General features: G+C 30.6%; 12 protein-coding genes. 9 read left to right on the top strand and 3 right to left on the bottom strand.

Annotated features, from left to right (window positions below; all coding sequences use genetic code 11):
* Positions 1-125: 125 nt before the first annotated feature.
* The 4 genes from ACZ49Z_RS08365 (at position 126) to ACZ49Z_RS08350 (ending at position 5232) form a co-directional block, all read left to right on the top strand.
* Positions 126-911, top strand: coding sequence for an undecaprenyl-diphosphate phosphatase (locus ACZ49Z_RS08365; protein WP_464307717.1), 786 nt, complete (start codon positions 126-128; stop codon positions 909-911).
* Positions 911-1612 carry a tRNA pseudouridine(55) synthase TruB gene (gene truB, locus ACZ49Z_RS08360; RefSeq protein ID WP_464307716.1) on the top strand — a complete coding sequence of 234 codons (702 nt, stop codon included), beginning with the start codon at positions 911-913 and terminating at the stop codon, positions 1610-1612. Before ACZ49Z_RS08365 ends, truB begins: the two co-directional genes overlap by 1 nt.
* 165 nt (positions 1613-1777) lie before the next feature.
* Positions 1778-3622: a DUF1800 domain-containing protein gene (locus tag ACZ49Z_RS08355; protein WP_464307715.1), complete on the top strand. Its 1845-nt coding sequence runs from the start codon at positions 1778-1780 to the stop codon at positions 3620-3622.
* 11 nt (positions 3623-3633) lie between these two features.
* The gene (locus ACZ49Z_RS08350) at positions 3634-5232 is read left to right on the top strand and encodes a DUF1501 domain-containing protein (RefSeq protein WP_464307714.1); all 1599 of its coding nucleotides are present in this window, start codon (positions 3634-3636) and stop codon (positions 5230-5232) included.
* Here ACZ49Z_RS08350 and ACZ49Z_RS08345 read toward each other — a convergent pair.
* Positions 5224-5853, bottom strand: coding sequence for a thioredoxin family protein (locus ACZ49Z_RS08345; protein WP_464307713.1), 630 nt, complete (start codon positions 5851-5853; stop codon positions 5224-5226). The two genes, ACZ49Z_RS08350 and ACZ49Z_RS08345, sit on opposite strands and share 9 nt — an antisense overlap.
* A gap of 64 nt (positions 5854-5917) precedes the next feature.
* On the opposite strand from ACZ49Z_RS08345, the gene ACZ49Z_RS08340 reads away from it, so the two are divergent.
* The 3 genes from ACZ49Z_RS08340 to frr all read left to right on the top strand — a co-directional run bounded on the left by ACZ49Z_RS08340 (position 5918) and on the right by frr (position 8093).
* Positions 5918-6697, top strand: a complete 780-nt coding sequence (locus ACZ49Z_RS08340; protein WP_464307712.1) for a patatin-like phospholipase family protein — start codon at positions 5918-5920, stop codon at positions 6695-6697.
* Positions 6698-6767: 70 nt separating this feature from the next.
* A complete protein-coding gene (gene pyrH, locus ACZ49Z_RS08335) occupies positions 6768-7475 on the top strand; it encodes a UMP kinase (protein WP_464307711.1) in 708 nt (235 codons plus the stop codon).
* A gap of 54 nt (positions 7476-7529) precedes the next feature.
* Positions 7530-8093 carry a ribosome recycling factor gene (gene frr / locus ACZ49Z_RS08330; protein ID WP_464307710.1) on the top strand — a complete coding sequence of 188 codons (564 nt, stop codon included), beginning with the start codon at positions 7530-7532 and terminating at the stop codon, positions 8091-8093.
* A gap of 61 nt (positions 8094-8154) precedes the next feature.
* Here the strand turns inward: frr and ACZ49Z_RS08325 are convergent, their stop codons facing one another.
* Both ACZ49Z_RS08325 and ACZ49Z_RS08320 read right to left on the bottom strand, forming a co-directional pair.
* A complete protein-coding gene (locus tag ACZ49Z_RS08325) occupies positions 8155-8844 on the bottom strand; it encodes a Crp/Fnr family transcriptional regulator (RefSeq protein WP_464307709.1) in 690 nt (229 codons plus the stop codon).
* A gap of 163 nt (positions 8845-9007) precedes the next feature.
* Entirely contained in the window at positions 9008-9853 is an 846-nt protein-coding gene (locus ACZ49Z_RS08320) for a carbonic anhydrase (RefSeq protein ID WP_464307708.1), read from the bottom strand.
* Positions 9854-10149: 296 nt separating this feature from the next.
* Between ACZ49Z_RS08320 and ACZ49Z_RS08315 the strand changes: the two genes are divergently transcribed.
* Both ACZ49Z_RS08315 and ACZ49Z_RS08310 read left to right on the top strand, forming a co-directional pair.
* Positions 10150-12636, top strand: coding sequence for a DUF5686 family protein (locus tag ACZ49Z_RS08315; RefSeq protein WP_464307707.1), 2487 nt, complete (start codon positions 10150-10152; stop codon positions 12634-12636).
* A gap of 79 nt (positions 12637-12715) precedes the next feature.
* Positions 12716-15124 carry an efflux RND transporter permease subunit gene (locus ACZ49Z_RS08310; RefSeq protein WP_464307706.1) on the top strand — a complete coding sequence of 803 codons (2409 nt, stop codon included), beginning with the start codon at positions 12716-12718 and terminating at the stop codon, positions 15122-15124.
* Positions 15125-15151: the final 27 nt, after the last annotated feature.

Here is a 15151-nt window from a genome sequence, read left to right as displayed (position 1 = left end):
TTATGACGATTGTTTTACAAAAATCTGCATACTAACAATCTGACTATAAAAGATTAACAAGTAATTATCTAATCTACAAAAAAACTATGAAACTATTATTAAAAAAAAACATATTTTTGCTAACTATGAATACACTACAAGCGATTATCCTTGCTATAATTGAAGGAATTACCGAATTTTTACCTGTTTCATCTACAGGACACATGATTATTGCCTCTTCTTTTTTTGGAATTGCAGGCGACGATTTTACAAAACTTTTTACAATTGTAATACAATTAGGAACGATACTTTCTGTTGTGGTGCTCTATTTTAAACGTTTTTTTCAAAGTTTAGATTTTTACTTCAAACTATTTGTCGCTTTTATTCCAGCTGTAATTTTTGGTTTATTACTTAATGATTTTATTGACAGCATGCTCGAAAGTCCAATTGTTGTTGCAATATCTCTAATCGTTGGTGGTTTTCTATTGTTAAAAGTAGATCAATGGTTTGGAAACTCAGAAAACACCGAAATTTCCTATTTAACAGCCTTAAAAATTGGTTTGTTTCAATGTTTAGCTATGATACCCGGAGTATCTAGAAGTGGTGCGAGTATCGTTGGTGGTATGAGTCAAAAATTATCTAGAACAGCAGCCGCAGAGTTCTCATTTTTTCTGGCCATTCCAACTATGCTTGGTGCAACAGTTAAAAAACTTTATGATTATAACAAGGCTGGTTTTGAGATTACCGACCAACAAATAAACTTACTTGTTATTGGTAATATTGTTGGATTTATCGTTGCATTAATTGCGATTAAATCATTTATTGGTTTCTTAACAAAACATGGTTTTAAACTGTTTGGCTATTATAGAATTATAGCGGGTATTGCTATACTATTAATTCACTTTTTTGTTCAAAAATTAACAATTATCTAATGCAAGCAGACGATTTTTTAGCAGGCAAAGTAATACTAATTGACAAACCCTTGAACTGGTCTTCGTTTCAAGCTGTGAATAAATTAAAATATATATTAAAAAACAATTTTGATTTACCTAAGAAATTTAAAATTGGACATGCTGGCACTTTAGACCCTTTAGCAACTGGATTATTAATTATTTGTACAGGAAAATTCACTAAGACCATTTCCGAAATTCAAAGTCAGACGAAAGAGTACACAGGTACCATTTGCCTTGGAGCAACTACTCCTTCCTATGATTTAGAAACCAAAATAGATGCTACTTTTCCTATAGAACATATCACGGAAACACTACTAAAGGAAACAACACTTCAATTTTTGGGAGAAATTGACCAAAAACCGCCTGTTTTTTCTGCCATTAAAAAAGATGGAAAAAGACTCTACGAACATGCTCGTGTAGGAGAAGAAGTTGAAATTAAAGCACGTAAAACCACAATTCATGAATTTGAAATTACCCGAATCGCTTTACCTGAAATAGATTTCAGGATTGTTTGTAGTAAAGGAACCTATATTCGTTCTATCGCCTATGATTTTGGAAAAGCGTTACATTCTGGAGGTCATTTAACTGTTTTAAGAAGAACCAAAATAGGAGAACATAATGTTGAAAACGCTATTACCCCAGATGAGTTTGAAAGAAAAGTTAAAGAACAAGTTTCTTAACTTTTTAGAATAACTCAAAATTCTTTTTTTATCTAAAAAGTGTATAATTAACAGAACAGTTGTTTCGTTTTTTCACACTATTTAACTTTGTTGTTTTTCTAAATACTTTTTTTGTTAACTTTACGTTCAAGCCCTGTTTTACAACACCTTAAGAACACTTAACAAATGAATAAAAGTACATTAACTAGAAGAACGCTTCTTAGAAAGATTTTCTCAAATTATAGAGAGCACTCAAGAACAACCGATCCATTATTTGAAAAATATTCACGGAAAGTTTATAATGGCAGAAAATATTTAACTAAAGAAAGAAAAAACAAAAATCAAGAAGTTAACGATAATGATTCGTTAGAAAGAGTAAACCCTATCACCTCTGGATTGAATGTTTATACTGGACCTTGGACAGACAGACAAGCCATTCATTTACTTAAAAGAACTGGTTTTGGTTTTAAAAAAACCGATCTAGACACCATTACTGCGATGTCTATTACACAAGCTGTAGATTTAATCTTAACAATAGATCCCGCCATTCCTTCTCCCCCCATTAACAATTATGAAATAGAAGAACCAGATGAAAACAATTTACCTTATGGAGATGATTGGACAACAAATCCTTTCACCAACCTAGGAACAGGAAATATTACCGATAGAAAACGCATTCAAAGTTTAACAGCATGGATGACTAATTTAGCCATTAATCAAGACATTTCAATTCGAGAAAAAATGGTCCTATTTTGGTATCATTTCATACCTATTGATTTCGAATTTATTAAAGCGAGTTCAAATCAATATATCTCAGGAAATTCAGCACGAGTAAGCTATCAATATATAAAAAACTTAAGAGCTTATTCGGGTGGCAATTTTAAAGCTCTAATTCGAGAAATTGCAACCCAACCTGCCATGATGTATTATTTAAACAACCAGGCAAATACTAAAAATGCTCCCGATGAAAATTTTGCAAGAGAAATAATGGAGTTATTTACACTTGGTAAAGGGTCAAATAGCCAATATTCTCAACCAGATGTTATTCAAGCTGCAAAAGTATTAACAGGTTGGAGGGTTCAAAACTTAAACACACCAAACCCAACTACTGATTTTGTAAGCAACAAACACGATGAAAGTAGCAAACAATTTTCTCCTTTTTTCAACAATACAATAATTCCTTTTACAGGTGCAACAGAATTGGATGCTTTTATAGATATGATTTTTTCAAAAACCGAAGTAGTTTCACAATATATCTGTAGAAGATTATATCGTTTCTTTGTTTACTATGATATTGACCAACATATAGAAGATAATGTTATCATCCCTTTAGCACAACATTTTGTAGCCAACAACTGGGAAATACTACCTGTTTTAGAAAAACTATTCAAAAGTGAACATTTTTATGACATGGCGAATAGAGGTGTTTATATAAAATCGCCAATTGACCTGTTTATCGGATTCATTAGAACTTTTAATATTGAAACAACTATTCCAGACCCAACAAATCATGACACGCAATATTATATTTGGAAAAGAATAAATGATCTATTATATGATATGGGACAGAGCATGGGAAGCATTCCAAATGTAGCAGGTTGGCAAGCTTTCTACCAAAACCCTTCCTTTCATGAATATTGGATAAATTCTAACACTATACAAAAACGCTTTGCCTTCATTGCCTATGCTTTTTATGGTATCCCGTTAAGTAGAAATGGATATACTACAACTATAAAAGCTGACACCTTAACTTTTGTATTGCAATTCTCAGACACTATTTGTCAAGATCCAAATCTGTTAGTAGCAGAATGCATTAAATATCTTTTACCTATTGATTTAAGTATTGAACAGAAAAACATACTAAAAACACAAAACTTACTCTCTGATCAAGCAAGTGATTATTATTGGACAAGCGCTTGGGTTGCCTATACGCAAAACCCTACAGACGAAAACTACAAACAAATAGTAAAAAGTCGTTTAGACAGTCTGTTTTTAACACTAATTCAATTGGCAGAATTTCAATTAATGTAAAATCGAAGAAAATGAAAAGAAGAAAATTTATACAGTCAACCGCTTTAGTGTCTGCACCTTTATTGTTTAATAAGATTCCAGTGTTAGCCTCCTCACAATTAGAAAGTAGCAATTTGCAAACACTAGCTAATGCAGCCATGAATTGTGGCAAAATCTTAGTCATTATACAAATGAATGGTGGAAATGACGGTTTAAATACTGTCTTTCCAAGAGACAAATGGTCTGAATTGTCAAATGCACGTTCTAATATATTAATAGCGGAAACAGAGGTATTATCATTAAATCACAACCCAACTACAGGTCTGCATCCTGCAATGCAACAAATGCAACAAATGTACAACACAGGAGAACTAATGATTGTTCAAGGTGTTTCTTATCCTAACCCAAGTTACAGTCACTTTAGAGCTACCGACATTTGGTTTACTGGCTCAAAAAGCGATGAAACTTTAAATACAGGTTGGATTGGTAGGGCTTTAGATGAGATCTATCCTGGTTTTCCAGAAAATTATCCCAATTCTAACATGCCAGACCCCTTAGCAATTCAAATTGGTTCAACATTACCTTTTTCATTACAGGGTCCTAATATAAACATGGGATATAGTGCTCCAGACCCTAATGATTTATTGAACGTAATTAACGAAACAACCGACCCTGCACCTAATACAGATTATGGTTTAGAACTTACTTTCCTTAGACTAATGAAAGATCAAAGTAATGCATATCGACAAACAATTCAATCGGCATATAATGTAACAAACCCTCCTTCTATTGAATATCCAGACAATAAATTAGCTGCTCAGTTAAAAATTGTAGCTCGATTAATTAATGGAGGCCTTCAAACTCCAATTTATATTGTAAACCATCATAAAAATTTTGATTCACATGAGAATCAAGTGCTCGATACAGATAGAAAATTAGGGAAACAACCTGAAAATCTAAGTATATTATCACAATCTGTCAGTGCGTTTCAAGCCGATTTAAAGCAAATGGGTAAAGACAAAAAAGTGACTGGAATGACCTTTAGTGAGTTTGGAAGAAGAGTAAAAAGTAATGGTAGTTTTGGTACAGATCATGGATCCAGTGCTCCCGTGCTTTTTTTTGGTACCTCTTTAAATACAGGTGTTGCAAATGTTGAAGGAACAGCACATCCTGTTTCTGGCATGATAGGAACATCTCCAAATTTACCACAAAATGCAACAGTAAATGACCAAGTACCAATGCAATTTGATTTTAGACAGATTTATGCTACCATAATGGAAGATTGGCTTTGCATGACCAAAGAGCAAGCCACTACTGTTCTTGGAGAGACATTTGAAAAATTGCCCATTTTTAAGAAAGATTTTTCTAAAGTCGTCCTTAATGATAATTTCATGTATATATATCCAAACCCAATAGTAAACAATCAGATAAACATTGCTTTTAGAGATTTCATAAATGCTAATGTCGTCGTGACTGTTTACTCAATATTGGGTTCTTTACTCTATACCAATAAACATTTTGTACTTGGAGACATAGTAACGTTCACCTTACCAACAGTACTGTCTAAAGGAACATATATTTTACAAGTGAATTATAACAAAACAATACTTCAAAAGAAATTTTTAGTCTAAAACTATTTCATTTTGTTTCTTTGAATGAGCTTCCAAAAGGGCTAGTAATTCACTTTGAGTTGTTAGCCCTTTATCATGAAGATACCATTTTTGTAGTTCAACCTTTATGGGCTCATCAACAACTCCATGTGTAGCTTTATAATCTGCAATTAGCTTTCTTGCTGATTCTGGCCTTGGTCCCCAATCTGCAATTACTTCGTTTGTCTCCGCTTCAAGAATAATTAATTTTGGAATCGCTTTTCCTCCATTAGTCAAAAATTGACTCATTAAATCCTCATTATCGTCTCTTAAAACAATTTTTAAATCAATATTATCTGAAGCTTCTGCAACTTTATTAATTATAGGCAATAACTGAGCTGCATCTCCACACCAGCCTTCAGAGATAACTAACCAAGTATATTTTTTATTTAAATTGGCAATTTTTGATAAATTCTCATCACTAACAACGATTGTTTTATCTAATCTTTTTAATCTTGTTTCATTTAACTCTGAATAGTGCAACAGATCATCTGATTGAATATGTCCTGTAGATTTTCCTTCACTAATTAATTGACTTACTAATTTTCTATATTCCGAATAAGTATAAGCATTCAAAAGTGCATTTTCTATTATATTTTTCATACTAAAACATTTATTTGACAAATTTAAGACTAAATTTGAACATTAAATGTTAGTTTAGTTACAAATGGATTTAAAATCTAAAAACATTGGGATTGCTCTTTCAGGTGGAGGCTCAAAAGGTATTGCACATGCAGGTGCGCTTCAATTTCTCAATGAACAAAATATAAAACCCACTATTATATCTGGCACAAGTGCTGGTGCTATTATTGCGGCTATGTATTCTTTTGGAAAAACCCCTAATGAGATATTAAACTTTTTTCAGTCCATTTATTTCTTTAATTGGAAACATTTCACACTAAAAAAACCTGGAATAATTGATTCCGATTCCTTTAAAACCTATTTCAATGCCATATTCAAAGATGCAAGAATTGGAGATTTACCCATACCTGTAAAAATAACAGCTACTGACTTAGTGAAAGGTAAATTGAAAATTTTTAATGACGAAACAAAAGTTACCGATGCGATACTTGCTTCTGCTTCGTTCCCTGGAGTTCTGACTCCTTATAAAATAGATAACAATCTATATAGTGACGGTGGCATTTTAAATCATTTTCCAACCGATTTATTACTCGGTAATTGTGAAAACATCATTGGTATCTATGTTAGTCCAATTCAAAATATAGAAAGTAAAGATTTAAATTCTATAAAATCAATCACTTCAAGAGCTTTCGACTTACTTTCTGCTCAAGGAAATTATCAAAAATTCAGTTTGTGCGATACTATCATTGAACCAAAAGAATTAGCAAACTTTAGTACTTTTGAAACCAGTAAGTCTAAAATGAAAACAATTTTTGAAATTGGGTATGATGAAGCGAAAAACACTTTTATAGAATTAAGCTCATAATATAATTCAACATTTTTTTTCTATAGATATATAATTATATTTGCATCAGAAAATAAATAGAACCAATCCAATGAAATATAAAAGAATTCTTCTAAAATTGAGTGGTGAAGCCCTAATGGGTGACAGACAATATGGTATTGACCCTAAGCGTTTAGCAGAATATGCGCAGGAAATAAAAGAAATTCATGACAAAGGAATTGAAATTGCCATTGTCATTGGCGGTGGAAATATCTTTAGAGGAGTTGCTGGTGCAAGTAATGGAATGGACAGAGTTCAGGGAGACTATATGGGAATGCTTGCAACAGTTATTAATGGAATGGCACTACAAGGAGCATTGGAAGAAGCAGGAATGCAAACACGTTTGCAAACCGCTTTAAAAATTGAAGCTATTGCCGAACCTTATATTAAAAGAAAAGCAACAAGACACTTAGAAAAAGGAAGAATTGTTATTTTTGGTGCAGGAACTGGAAATCCATATTTCACAACTGATACTGCTGCAGTACTAAGAGGTGTTGAAGTAGATGCTGATGTGATTTTGAAAGGTACACGTGTTGATGGTGTTTACACATCAGACCCAGAAAAGAATGCAGATGCAGTAAAATTTGACTATATTTCATTTGAAGATGTATTAGCAAAAGGATTAAATGTTATGGACACAACAGCGTTTACTCTTAGTCAAGAAAACAAGTTACCTATTATTGTATTCGACATGAACAAAGAAGGTAATTTATTAAAAGTTTGTGAAGGGCAAACTATTGGAACAACTGTTACCATATAAATGAACACCAAGTAGTAATACTTAGACATATTTTTGAAATAAAAACTTAAGAAAATGACAGAAGAAATTAATTTCATAATAGACAGTGCCAGAGAATCAATGGAAGGTTCTGTAGCACATTTAGAAAAAGAATTTTTAAATATTAGAGCTGGTAAAGCTTCACCGCAAATGCTTGGTGGTGTTTTTGTTGAGTATTATGGATCACAAACACCATTATCTCAAGTAGCAAATATTAATGCTCCTGACGCAAGAACATTAACTGTTACTCCTTGGGAAAAACCAATGCTTCAACCTATCGAAAAAGCAATTATGATTGCAAATTTAGGCTTAAACCCAATGAATAACGGAGAAAACATTATTATTAATATTCCTGCATTAACAGAAGAAAGAAGACGCGAGCTAGTTAAACAAGCTAAAGCTGAATCTGAAGATGCAAAAATTGGTGTTCGTAATGCCCGTAAAGATGCAAACACAGATATTAAAAAAGAAGAAAAAAACGGAACTTCAGAAGATATTTGTAAAAAAGCAGAAGAAGATGTTCAAAAATTGACTGATGCATTTATTAAAAAAATTGATGAACACTTAGTAATAAAAGAAGCTGAAATAATGAAAGTTTAGTTGCTTCTTCTAAAGATACATAAAAAAAATCCAACTTTTATTTTTTTGAGTTGGATTTTTTTTATAGAAACCCTGAAGCTTTAATTAGCCCTTGTTTATTTAAAACCTTAATCTTGGATTTATCTACTTCAATTAAATTCTCTATTTTAAAATCATGAAGAACTCTTACCAAAGACTCTACAGAAGTCCCCACAATATTACTATGATTTTCTCTAGACAATTCTATATAACCATTTGAACAGGATAGCTTCGTGAAAAAATCTTGAAGATTAAGCAACGACAAAGCTGTTCGCTCTCTCACAGAATAATTTGCGATTATGTGTGCATTATGAGTAAGTGCAATCAAACTTCTAATTAAATTAGAATTCATTCTTTTTAAAAAATGAGAATCACTTTCAAAAAGAGAATGAAAAAAATCTTTATTAATAACCACTATTTCGCAATTTGTAATGGCTGTAATAGAATATAGATAGGACGTATTAGACATTAATGTAGAATAACCTATAATATTATTTTCCTTAACCAAACTAAAAATATACTCTTTCCCATTTCTGTCAATGGTAAAAACTTTCAAGATGCCTTTTTTAACAATAAAAACGCAACTTGGAAATACACCTTGATGGAATAATACTTGATTTTTCTTTAATTTAATTAAAGTTTCCACATCTTGTGTCTTACTTGAATAAAATTCATATAAATACTCTGCTAATTCTTCATTTTCTTCTAAAAAATTATCTTTTGGAAACAACATTTTATTTTTTTTTTTAAACCAAACAAGAACATTCTTCTTGACTAAAACAAACCTATGTATTACAAAAAAGTCAGTTTTTAATTAAAAACCGACTTTAAATTTTTCTTCAAAATCACTTTAGAAGTCTATATAATAAACGCTACATGATTATTTTTATTATAATCTAAGATTCTGGTACAAAAACATTTCTACCTCCCAATAATTGTATTGGTCTATTATTCTTTTGCATTAGCAATTCAAACTTTTGTAATTGTGTTCTAGAAATTTTTATCCTGTTTTTCACCACAAACCAACTCACTATTGGAGAACAAGGAGGTGTTGTTAATGAACCCGAGTAATTATAATATTCTTCTATTTCGTCTTCATAATCTAAAAATCCTAAAGCATTATAACAAAAATTACTATTATACACATCTCCTTCATTCAATGGCAGATTATTCATAAAATTAGATAACAACGGATTATCAGTATTGGACAGTTCAAAAAAGACCCCCACAACAGCAAGTAAACCTGTAGTATTATCTCGATGCACTAAATGCACTTCCATGGGATAACTAACTCCATTTACTGTGTGTTCACTACTAGTATGAAAGTGAAACTGCTTTAACTCATAGGTTTTATCATTTACAGAAAGAGTACTTCCAGAGCCATAATCAAATTGTATGGTATGCCCATTATTAATAATTTTCGTAAAAGAATTAGAATAATTAAATTCCAAATCCTCTAAATTATCATTTTCAACCACATTACTAGTTTGTATATTTATTGGAGATTGAGAATGTCCTCCACAATCTTGCCATTCATTTCCGCAGATAGAACTCCAATTATCAGGACCATTTGAACCTTCATATTCAAAATGACAATCTGAGTTCGCTGTTTTTCCATAAAATAAGTTTGCTAATGATTGTTCATCGTTGCTTCCTGAATATTCTTCTCGATTATTATTTGATTCTTGTTGACATGATAAAATCATAAAAACGATAGCGAAACTAAGTGTTACTTTTTTCATTTGTTAATTTGTTTGTTTGTTAATTTATTTATTTGCACAAACATATTTAAAATCAACAATTAAAAAACTACGGTTTTATCAATAAAAAACTTGATTTTTATCAATTTTTTAACATAAAATAATTAAATCATCTACTTATTATGAAATAAATTTCCCAAAATCTAACATTTTTTTGTTTTAAAAAAAATTGCAAACTCATTAAAAATAATTTGTCAAACAATTTAATTAAACATACATTTAAACCATCTATTTATGTAGTTTTCATATTTATAAATTTTCATCAATTCTGTTACTTAATGAGATACATTACGTTATTAATTTTTCTTTTTCTTTCAATACATAGCAAAAGTCAAAACAAAATTAAAGGTCAGATTATCGATATAGACAGTAGAGTTCCACTTTCTTTTTGCAAAATAGAATACCTAGACAAAACTTTCACCACTAACTGGGAAGGAAAATTCACTATAGACATTACTGCTTATGACAAACCACTAATTATAACCTATAAAGGTTATCATAGAAAAAATGTTTATATTTCTAAAAACGAAGAGTTTATAGTCATAAAAATGACTATTGACCTAGATACTTATAAAAAAGTAGAGATCTATACAGACAACACAGTAAACAAGATTATTCGGAATGTAATTAATAACAAAAAAAAGAACCAACCAGAAAACATTCTAAACAGTTTTCAATACAAGAATTACGAAAATATTATTATCACCGCTAATCCAGATTCTATCTCTAGCAAAATAGATACTATATTCAAAAAACGCCTTTTTGGAAAAAACAAGATAAAACTAGATTCTTCAAACTACAAGTTTAAAAAAATTGTTGAGAAACATCATTTATATCAAACTGAAAAAGTAAATCTTATCCAACACAACAAAAAGAAGCAAAAAGAAACTATTTTAGCTTCTAGAATGGCTGGCTTCAAAGAACCTCTATATGAATATTTAGGATTAAACCTAGTTTCCTACTCTGTATATGAAAATCCTTTTGAAATACTAGAAACACCTTTACAGAATCCTATTTCTAGTTATGGAAGACGTTTATACAACTTTTACCTTGTTGATTCTCTTAAAATACAAAACAGGAAAACATATAAAGTATTTTTCCAACCCAAAAAACTTCAATCCAGTCGATTAAGAGGACTACTCTATGTTGATGCTGAAACTTTTGCTATTGCAAAAGCATATTATAGAATCTATGGAATTGTAAACATCAATGCAGATTACACTTTTGACTACAAAGAAAAAGAAAAGTTATGGTTTCCAAAGAAAAGAAAATTTACAGTCTTGAAAGGGAACAATGAAGACGACATCAAAATTTTAGGAAGAAAAATTGAGTTTAGTTCTGCTCTTGAACCTAGTCAAAATTCAAATACCACAGATCAAGTTTATTTAATTATTGAATCGACTCCTTTTGATATCGAGTTTAATAAAGAAATTAACTTTAAAAACGACGGTATTAAAATAGAAATTGCAAAAGACGGGTTAGACAAACCTGAAAAATATTGGGCAACTTTCTCAAAAGACACTTTGGACACACGCAAATCTGGAACCTATTTTGTTATTGATAGTTTATCTAAATCAAGAAAAATCGAAAAAAAAATCTATGTTGGAAAAAAATTATTAAATGGATATTACCCTATTCATTACTTTGATTTAGATTTAAGAAGCATCATAAAATACAATAATTTCGAAGGTTTTAGACTAGGCTTGGGAGGAGTAACCAATGAAAAAATGTCTGAAAAATACAAAATTGGAGCCTACGGGGCCTATGGCATAAAAGACAAAAAATTCAAATATAACATTACACCTTCAATCTTAATACACAAAGAAAGTGAGACTTGGGTAAGCGCTTCCTATGAAGATGATTTAGACGAAATCTCAAAAATAACTTTTGCAACAGATAGTCGAAGATTCAAACTATACGACCCAAGACCCATAAATATTTCTACATTCTATGAACACAAAACAGCTTCTGTTTTCATAGAAACACGCTACTTTGCCAACTCTGACGCATATTTTTCTGTTTCAAGAAGTGAAATTATACCACAGTTTGATTACACTTTCATTAACAAAGAAATCGCCTATAACAAATATAATGTTACTGCCGCTCAATTTGCCTTGCAATGGAATCCTTTCAGCAGTTTCATGCTCACTCCAAAAAACCGAATAGAATATGAAAAAAGACATCCAAAATTCTCGTTTCAAGTAACACAAACACTACCTGATGTATTAGAAAATAATTTCAATTTTACAAAAATAGATTTCAAAACTTTCTATGAACTTCCATTTATTTCTGGCCATAAAAGTTCTTTACTTTTCCAAACTGGAATTGCTTTTGGAGATGTTCCTCTTACTCATCTATATAGTTTACAACCCAACAACCTTAATAGAGATGCGCTCCTACAAAGAATAACATTTGCAGGTAAAGACAGTTATGAAACCATGTATTTTAATGAATTTTTCTCCGATAAATATGTCTCTCTTCAATTAAAACACACCTTCAATAAAATTAGATTAGGATATAGAATAAATCCTGAATTTTCAATTGCAACAAGAATGGCATGGGGTGAAATCAATAAATCTAATAGCCATAATGGATTAAATTTTAAATCTTTAGAACAAGGATTCTTTGAAAGCGGAATCGAATGCAATAAAATTTACAAAGGGCTTGGAGCAACCGTTTTTTATAGATATGGTCCAAATCAACTTCCAATTTTTGAAGATAATTTATCTTTAAAAATATCCTATTTCATAGATTTAGGAATTTAAACAATCTGACATTCTTTTTTTTGTTGGTAACTAAGTATTTAAGCAAGAATCGTTACCTTTGCGCTTCAAAATTTTGGCAATGTTTAAATGGTTATCCACTAGTTTTTGGGATTTTATAGCAAGTAAAATTTTACGTAATCGTATCTTTTTACTAATTACTCTCGTGCTTTTCACAATTTTCATGGCATTTCAATGGAAGAATATGCGTTTCACTTATACAGAAGCAAATCTCTTACCAGATGAACATGAAATAAATGTTCAATACCGTTCTTTCTTAGATAAATTTGGAGAAGAAGGTAACCTAATTGTAATTGGCTTTAAAGATTCTACTTTTTTTAATACTAAAAATCTAAAACTTTGGGAAGATTTTATTGGAGAAATTAAAAAAGACAAAGCTGTAGAATTATCGCTTTCTATTGAGGATTTAAGAGTGTTAAAAAAAGATACTTCTGCAAAAAAATTCAAACTAATTCCTTTCATAAACAATGAAGAAATTAGTGACAGTTATCTTAAAAAGAAAGAAAGTGAATTTTTCAATGACCTACCTTTCTACGAAGGAATGCTTTTCAATAAAGAGTCTGGTGCTGTTCGATTTGCAATTTATATTGATAAAAAAATTGTAAACACGGCTGCTCGAAAAGACTTCGTCCTAAAATACTTAAATAAAGAAAAAGTCAAAGCTTTTGAAAAAGAAACTGGAATTGATTTAAAAATTTCAGGCATGCCCTACATAAGAACACTAAACTCACAAAGCATTATTGATGAAATTGGTCTTTTTGTAGGTGCAGCTTTACTAATAACATCTTTATTATTTTTCTTTTTCTTTAGAAGTTTTAGAGCCACTTTTATCTCAATGATTATTGTTATTATCGGTGTAATGTGGTCGTTTGGAACTTTAGGACTACTAAACTATGAAATTACTGTTCTAACTGCTATTATTCCACCTCTAATTATTGTAATAGGCATTCCAAATTGTATTTTCTTAATTAATAAATACCAACAGGAAATTAAAAAACATGGTAACAAAGCAAAATCACTCCAAAGAGTCATCTCTAAAGTAGGAAATGCTACATTAATGACTAACCTTACAACCGCTGCTGGATTTGCCACTTTCATTATAACAGATAGTGAGTTACTTAAAGAGTTTGGTATTGTTGCCTCTTTAAACATCTTGTTTTTATTCCTACTCTGCTTGATTATTATACCTATAATATATAGCTATATGCCTCTTCCAAAAGAGAAACATTTAGCACACTTAGGAAAAAATTACACCAATACTTTTATAAAATGGATAGAGAACAGTATTCGCAGACATCCTGTAATTATCTATTCTTCTGCAATTGGACTTTTAGTTTTTGGAATTATTGGCATTTTCCAAATTAAAATTTCTGGAAGCATCATTGAGGACATGCCAAAGAAAACAGGTTTTTTTGAAGACATCCTTTTCTATGAAAAAGAATTTGATGGAGTTATGCCCTTAGAAATAATGATCGACACAAAAAAACCCAAAAGAGCTTTAAAATCGACAACTCTAAAAAGAATAAATGAACTTCAGGAAACAATTGAAGAAATACCTGAATTATCAAAACCAGTTTCTGTAGTTAACCTTGTAAAATATGCAAAACAATCATTTTATAATGGAAACCCAGAATATTATGAACTCCCAACAAAACAAGAAGAAGCTTTTATCTTGTCCTATATAAAAAACTCCACTCAAAAAGGAAATGAAAACATGCTAAAAAGCTATGTTGACAGCACTGGGCAATATGCACGTGTTACTACATTTATGAGAGATATTGGTACCGATAAAATGAAAAAAATCGAAGATCGATTACAAGAAAAAATAGATAAATTATTCCCTAAAGAACGCTACACCGTTACGATGACAGGGAAAGCATATGTATTTGAAAAAGGGACACATTATCTTGTTAAAAATTTAGTTTTATCTCTTTTGTTTGCCATATTTTTAATTTCGTTATTAATGGCATATCTATTCAGATCCTTCAAAATGATAATTATATCATTATTACCCAACATCTTACCACTAATCATAACCGCTGGTCTAATGGGCTTTTTAGGTGTACCTATCAAACCATCTACTATATTAGTATTTAGTATCGCTTTTGGTATTTCTGTAGATGACACGATTCATTTTCTTGCCAAATACCGCCAAGAATTAAAAGCAAACAATTGGAAAATTAAAAAATCAGTTTTCAATACTGTCAAGGAAGCAGGTATTAGCATGTTTTACACCTCTGTAGTGCTATTTTTTGGCTTTTCAGTCTTCACACTATCAAGCTTTGGAGGTACTGTAGCACTAGGAAGTTTAGTTGCTGCAACTCTTTTGTTTGCGATGCTTTCTAATTTAATCTTATTGCCAGCTTTATTATTATCATTAGAAAAATCAATCGCAAATGAACACGAATTTATAGAACCTACTATCGATATCTTAGCCGAAGATAAAGAAGAAGAAAATAAAAACGAATAATTATATTTGCATTATAAAAAGTTTACA

The sequence above is a fragment of the Flavobacterium sp. KY-23415 genome, from assembly GCF_055384985.1.
Note: the sequence above shows the minus strand (reverse complement) of the source record. Positions and strands in the feature narration are given on the sequence as shown.

Bases quoted from the DNA above. Each gene is read 5' to 3' on its own strand.
- ACZ49Z_RS08345 (WP_464307713.1), bottom strand. From the start codon at position 5,853: ATGAAAAATATAATAGAAAATGCACTTTTGAATGCTTATACTTATTCG.
- frr (WP_464307710.1), top strand. From the start codon at position 7,530: ATGACAGAAGAAATTAATTTCATAATAGACAGTGCCAGAGAATCAATG.
- ACZ49Z_RS08340 (WP_464307712.1), top strand. From the start codon at position 5,918: ATGGATTTAAAATCTAAAAACATTGGGATTGCTCTTTCAGGTGGAGGC.
- ACZ49Z_RS08325 (WP_464307709.1), bottom strand. From the start codon at position 8,844: ATGTTGTTTCCAAAAGATAATTTTTTAGAAGAAAATGAAGAATTAGCA.
- truB (WP_464307716.1), top strand. From the start codon at position 911: ATGCAAGCAGACGATTTTTTAGCAGGCAAAGTAATACTAATTGACAAA.
- ACZ49Z_RS08365 (WP_464307717.1), top strand. From the start codon at position 126: ATGAATACACTACAAGCGATTATCCTTGCTATAATTGAAGGAATTACC.
- ACZ49Z_RS08350 (WP_464307714.1), top strand. From the start codon at position 3,634: ATGAAAAGAAGAAAATTTATACAGTCAACCGCTTTAGTGTCTGCACCT.
- ACZ49Z_RS08315 (WP_464307707.1), top strand. From the start codon at position 10,150: ATGAGATACATTACGTTATTAATTTTTCTTTTTCTTTCAATACATAGC.
- pyrH (WP_464307711.1), top strand. From the start codon at position 6,768: ATGAAATATAAAAGAATTCTTCTAAAATTGAGTGGTGAAGCCCTAATG.
- ACZ49Z_RS08320 (WP_464307708.1), bottom strand. From the start codon at position 9,853: ATGAAAAAAGTAACACTTAGTTTCGCTATCGTTTTTATGATTTTATCA.
- ACZ49Z_RS08310 (WP_464307706.1), top strand. From the start codon at position 12,716: ATGTTTAAATGGTTATCCACTAGTTTTTGGGATTTTATAGCAAGTAAA.
- ACZ49Z_RS08355 (WP_464307715.1), top strand. From the start codon at position 1,778: ATGAATAAAAGTACATTAACTAGAAGAACGCTTCTTAGAAAGATTTTC.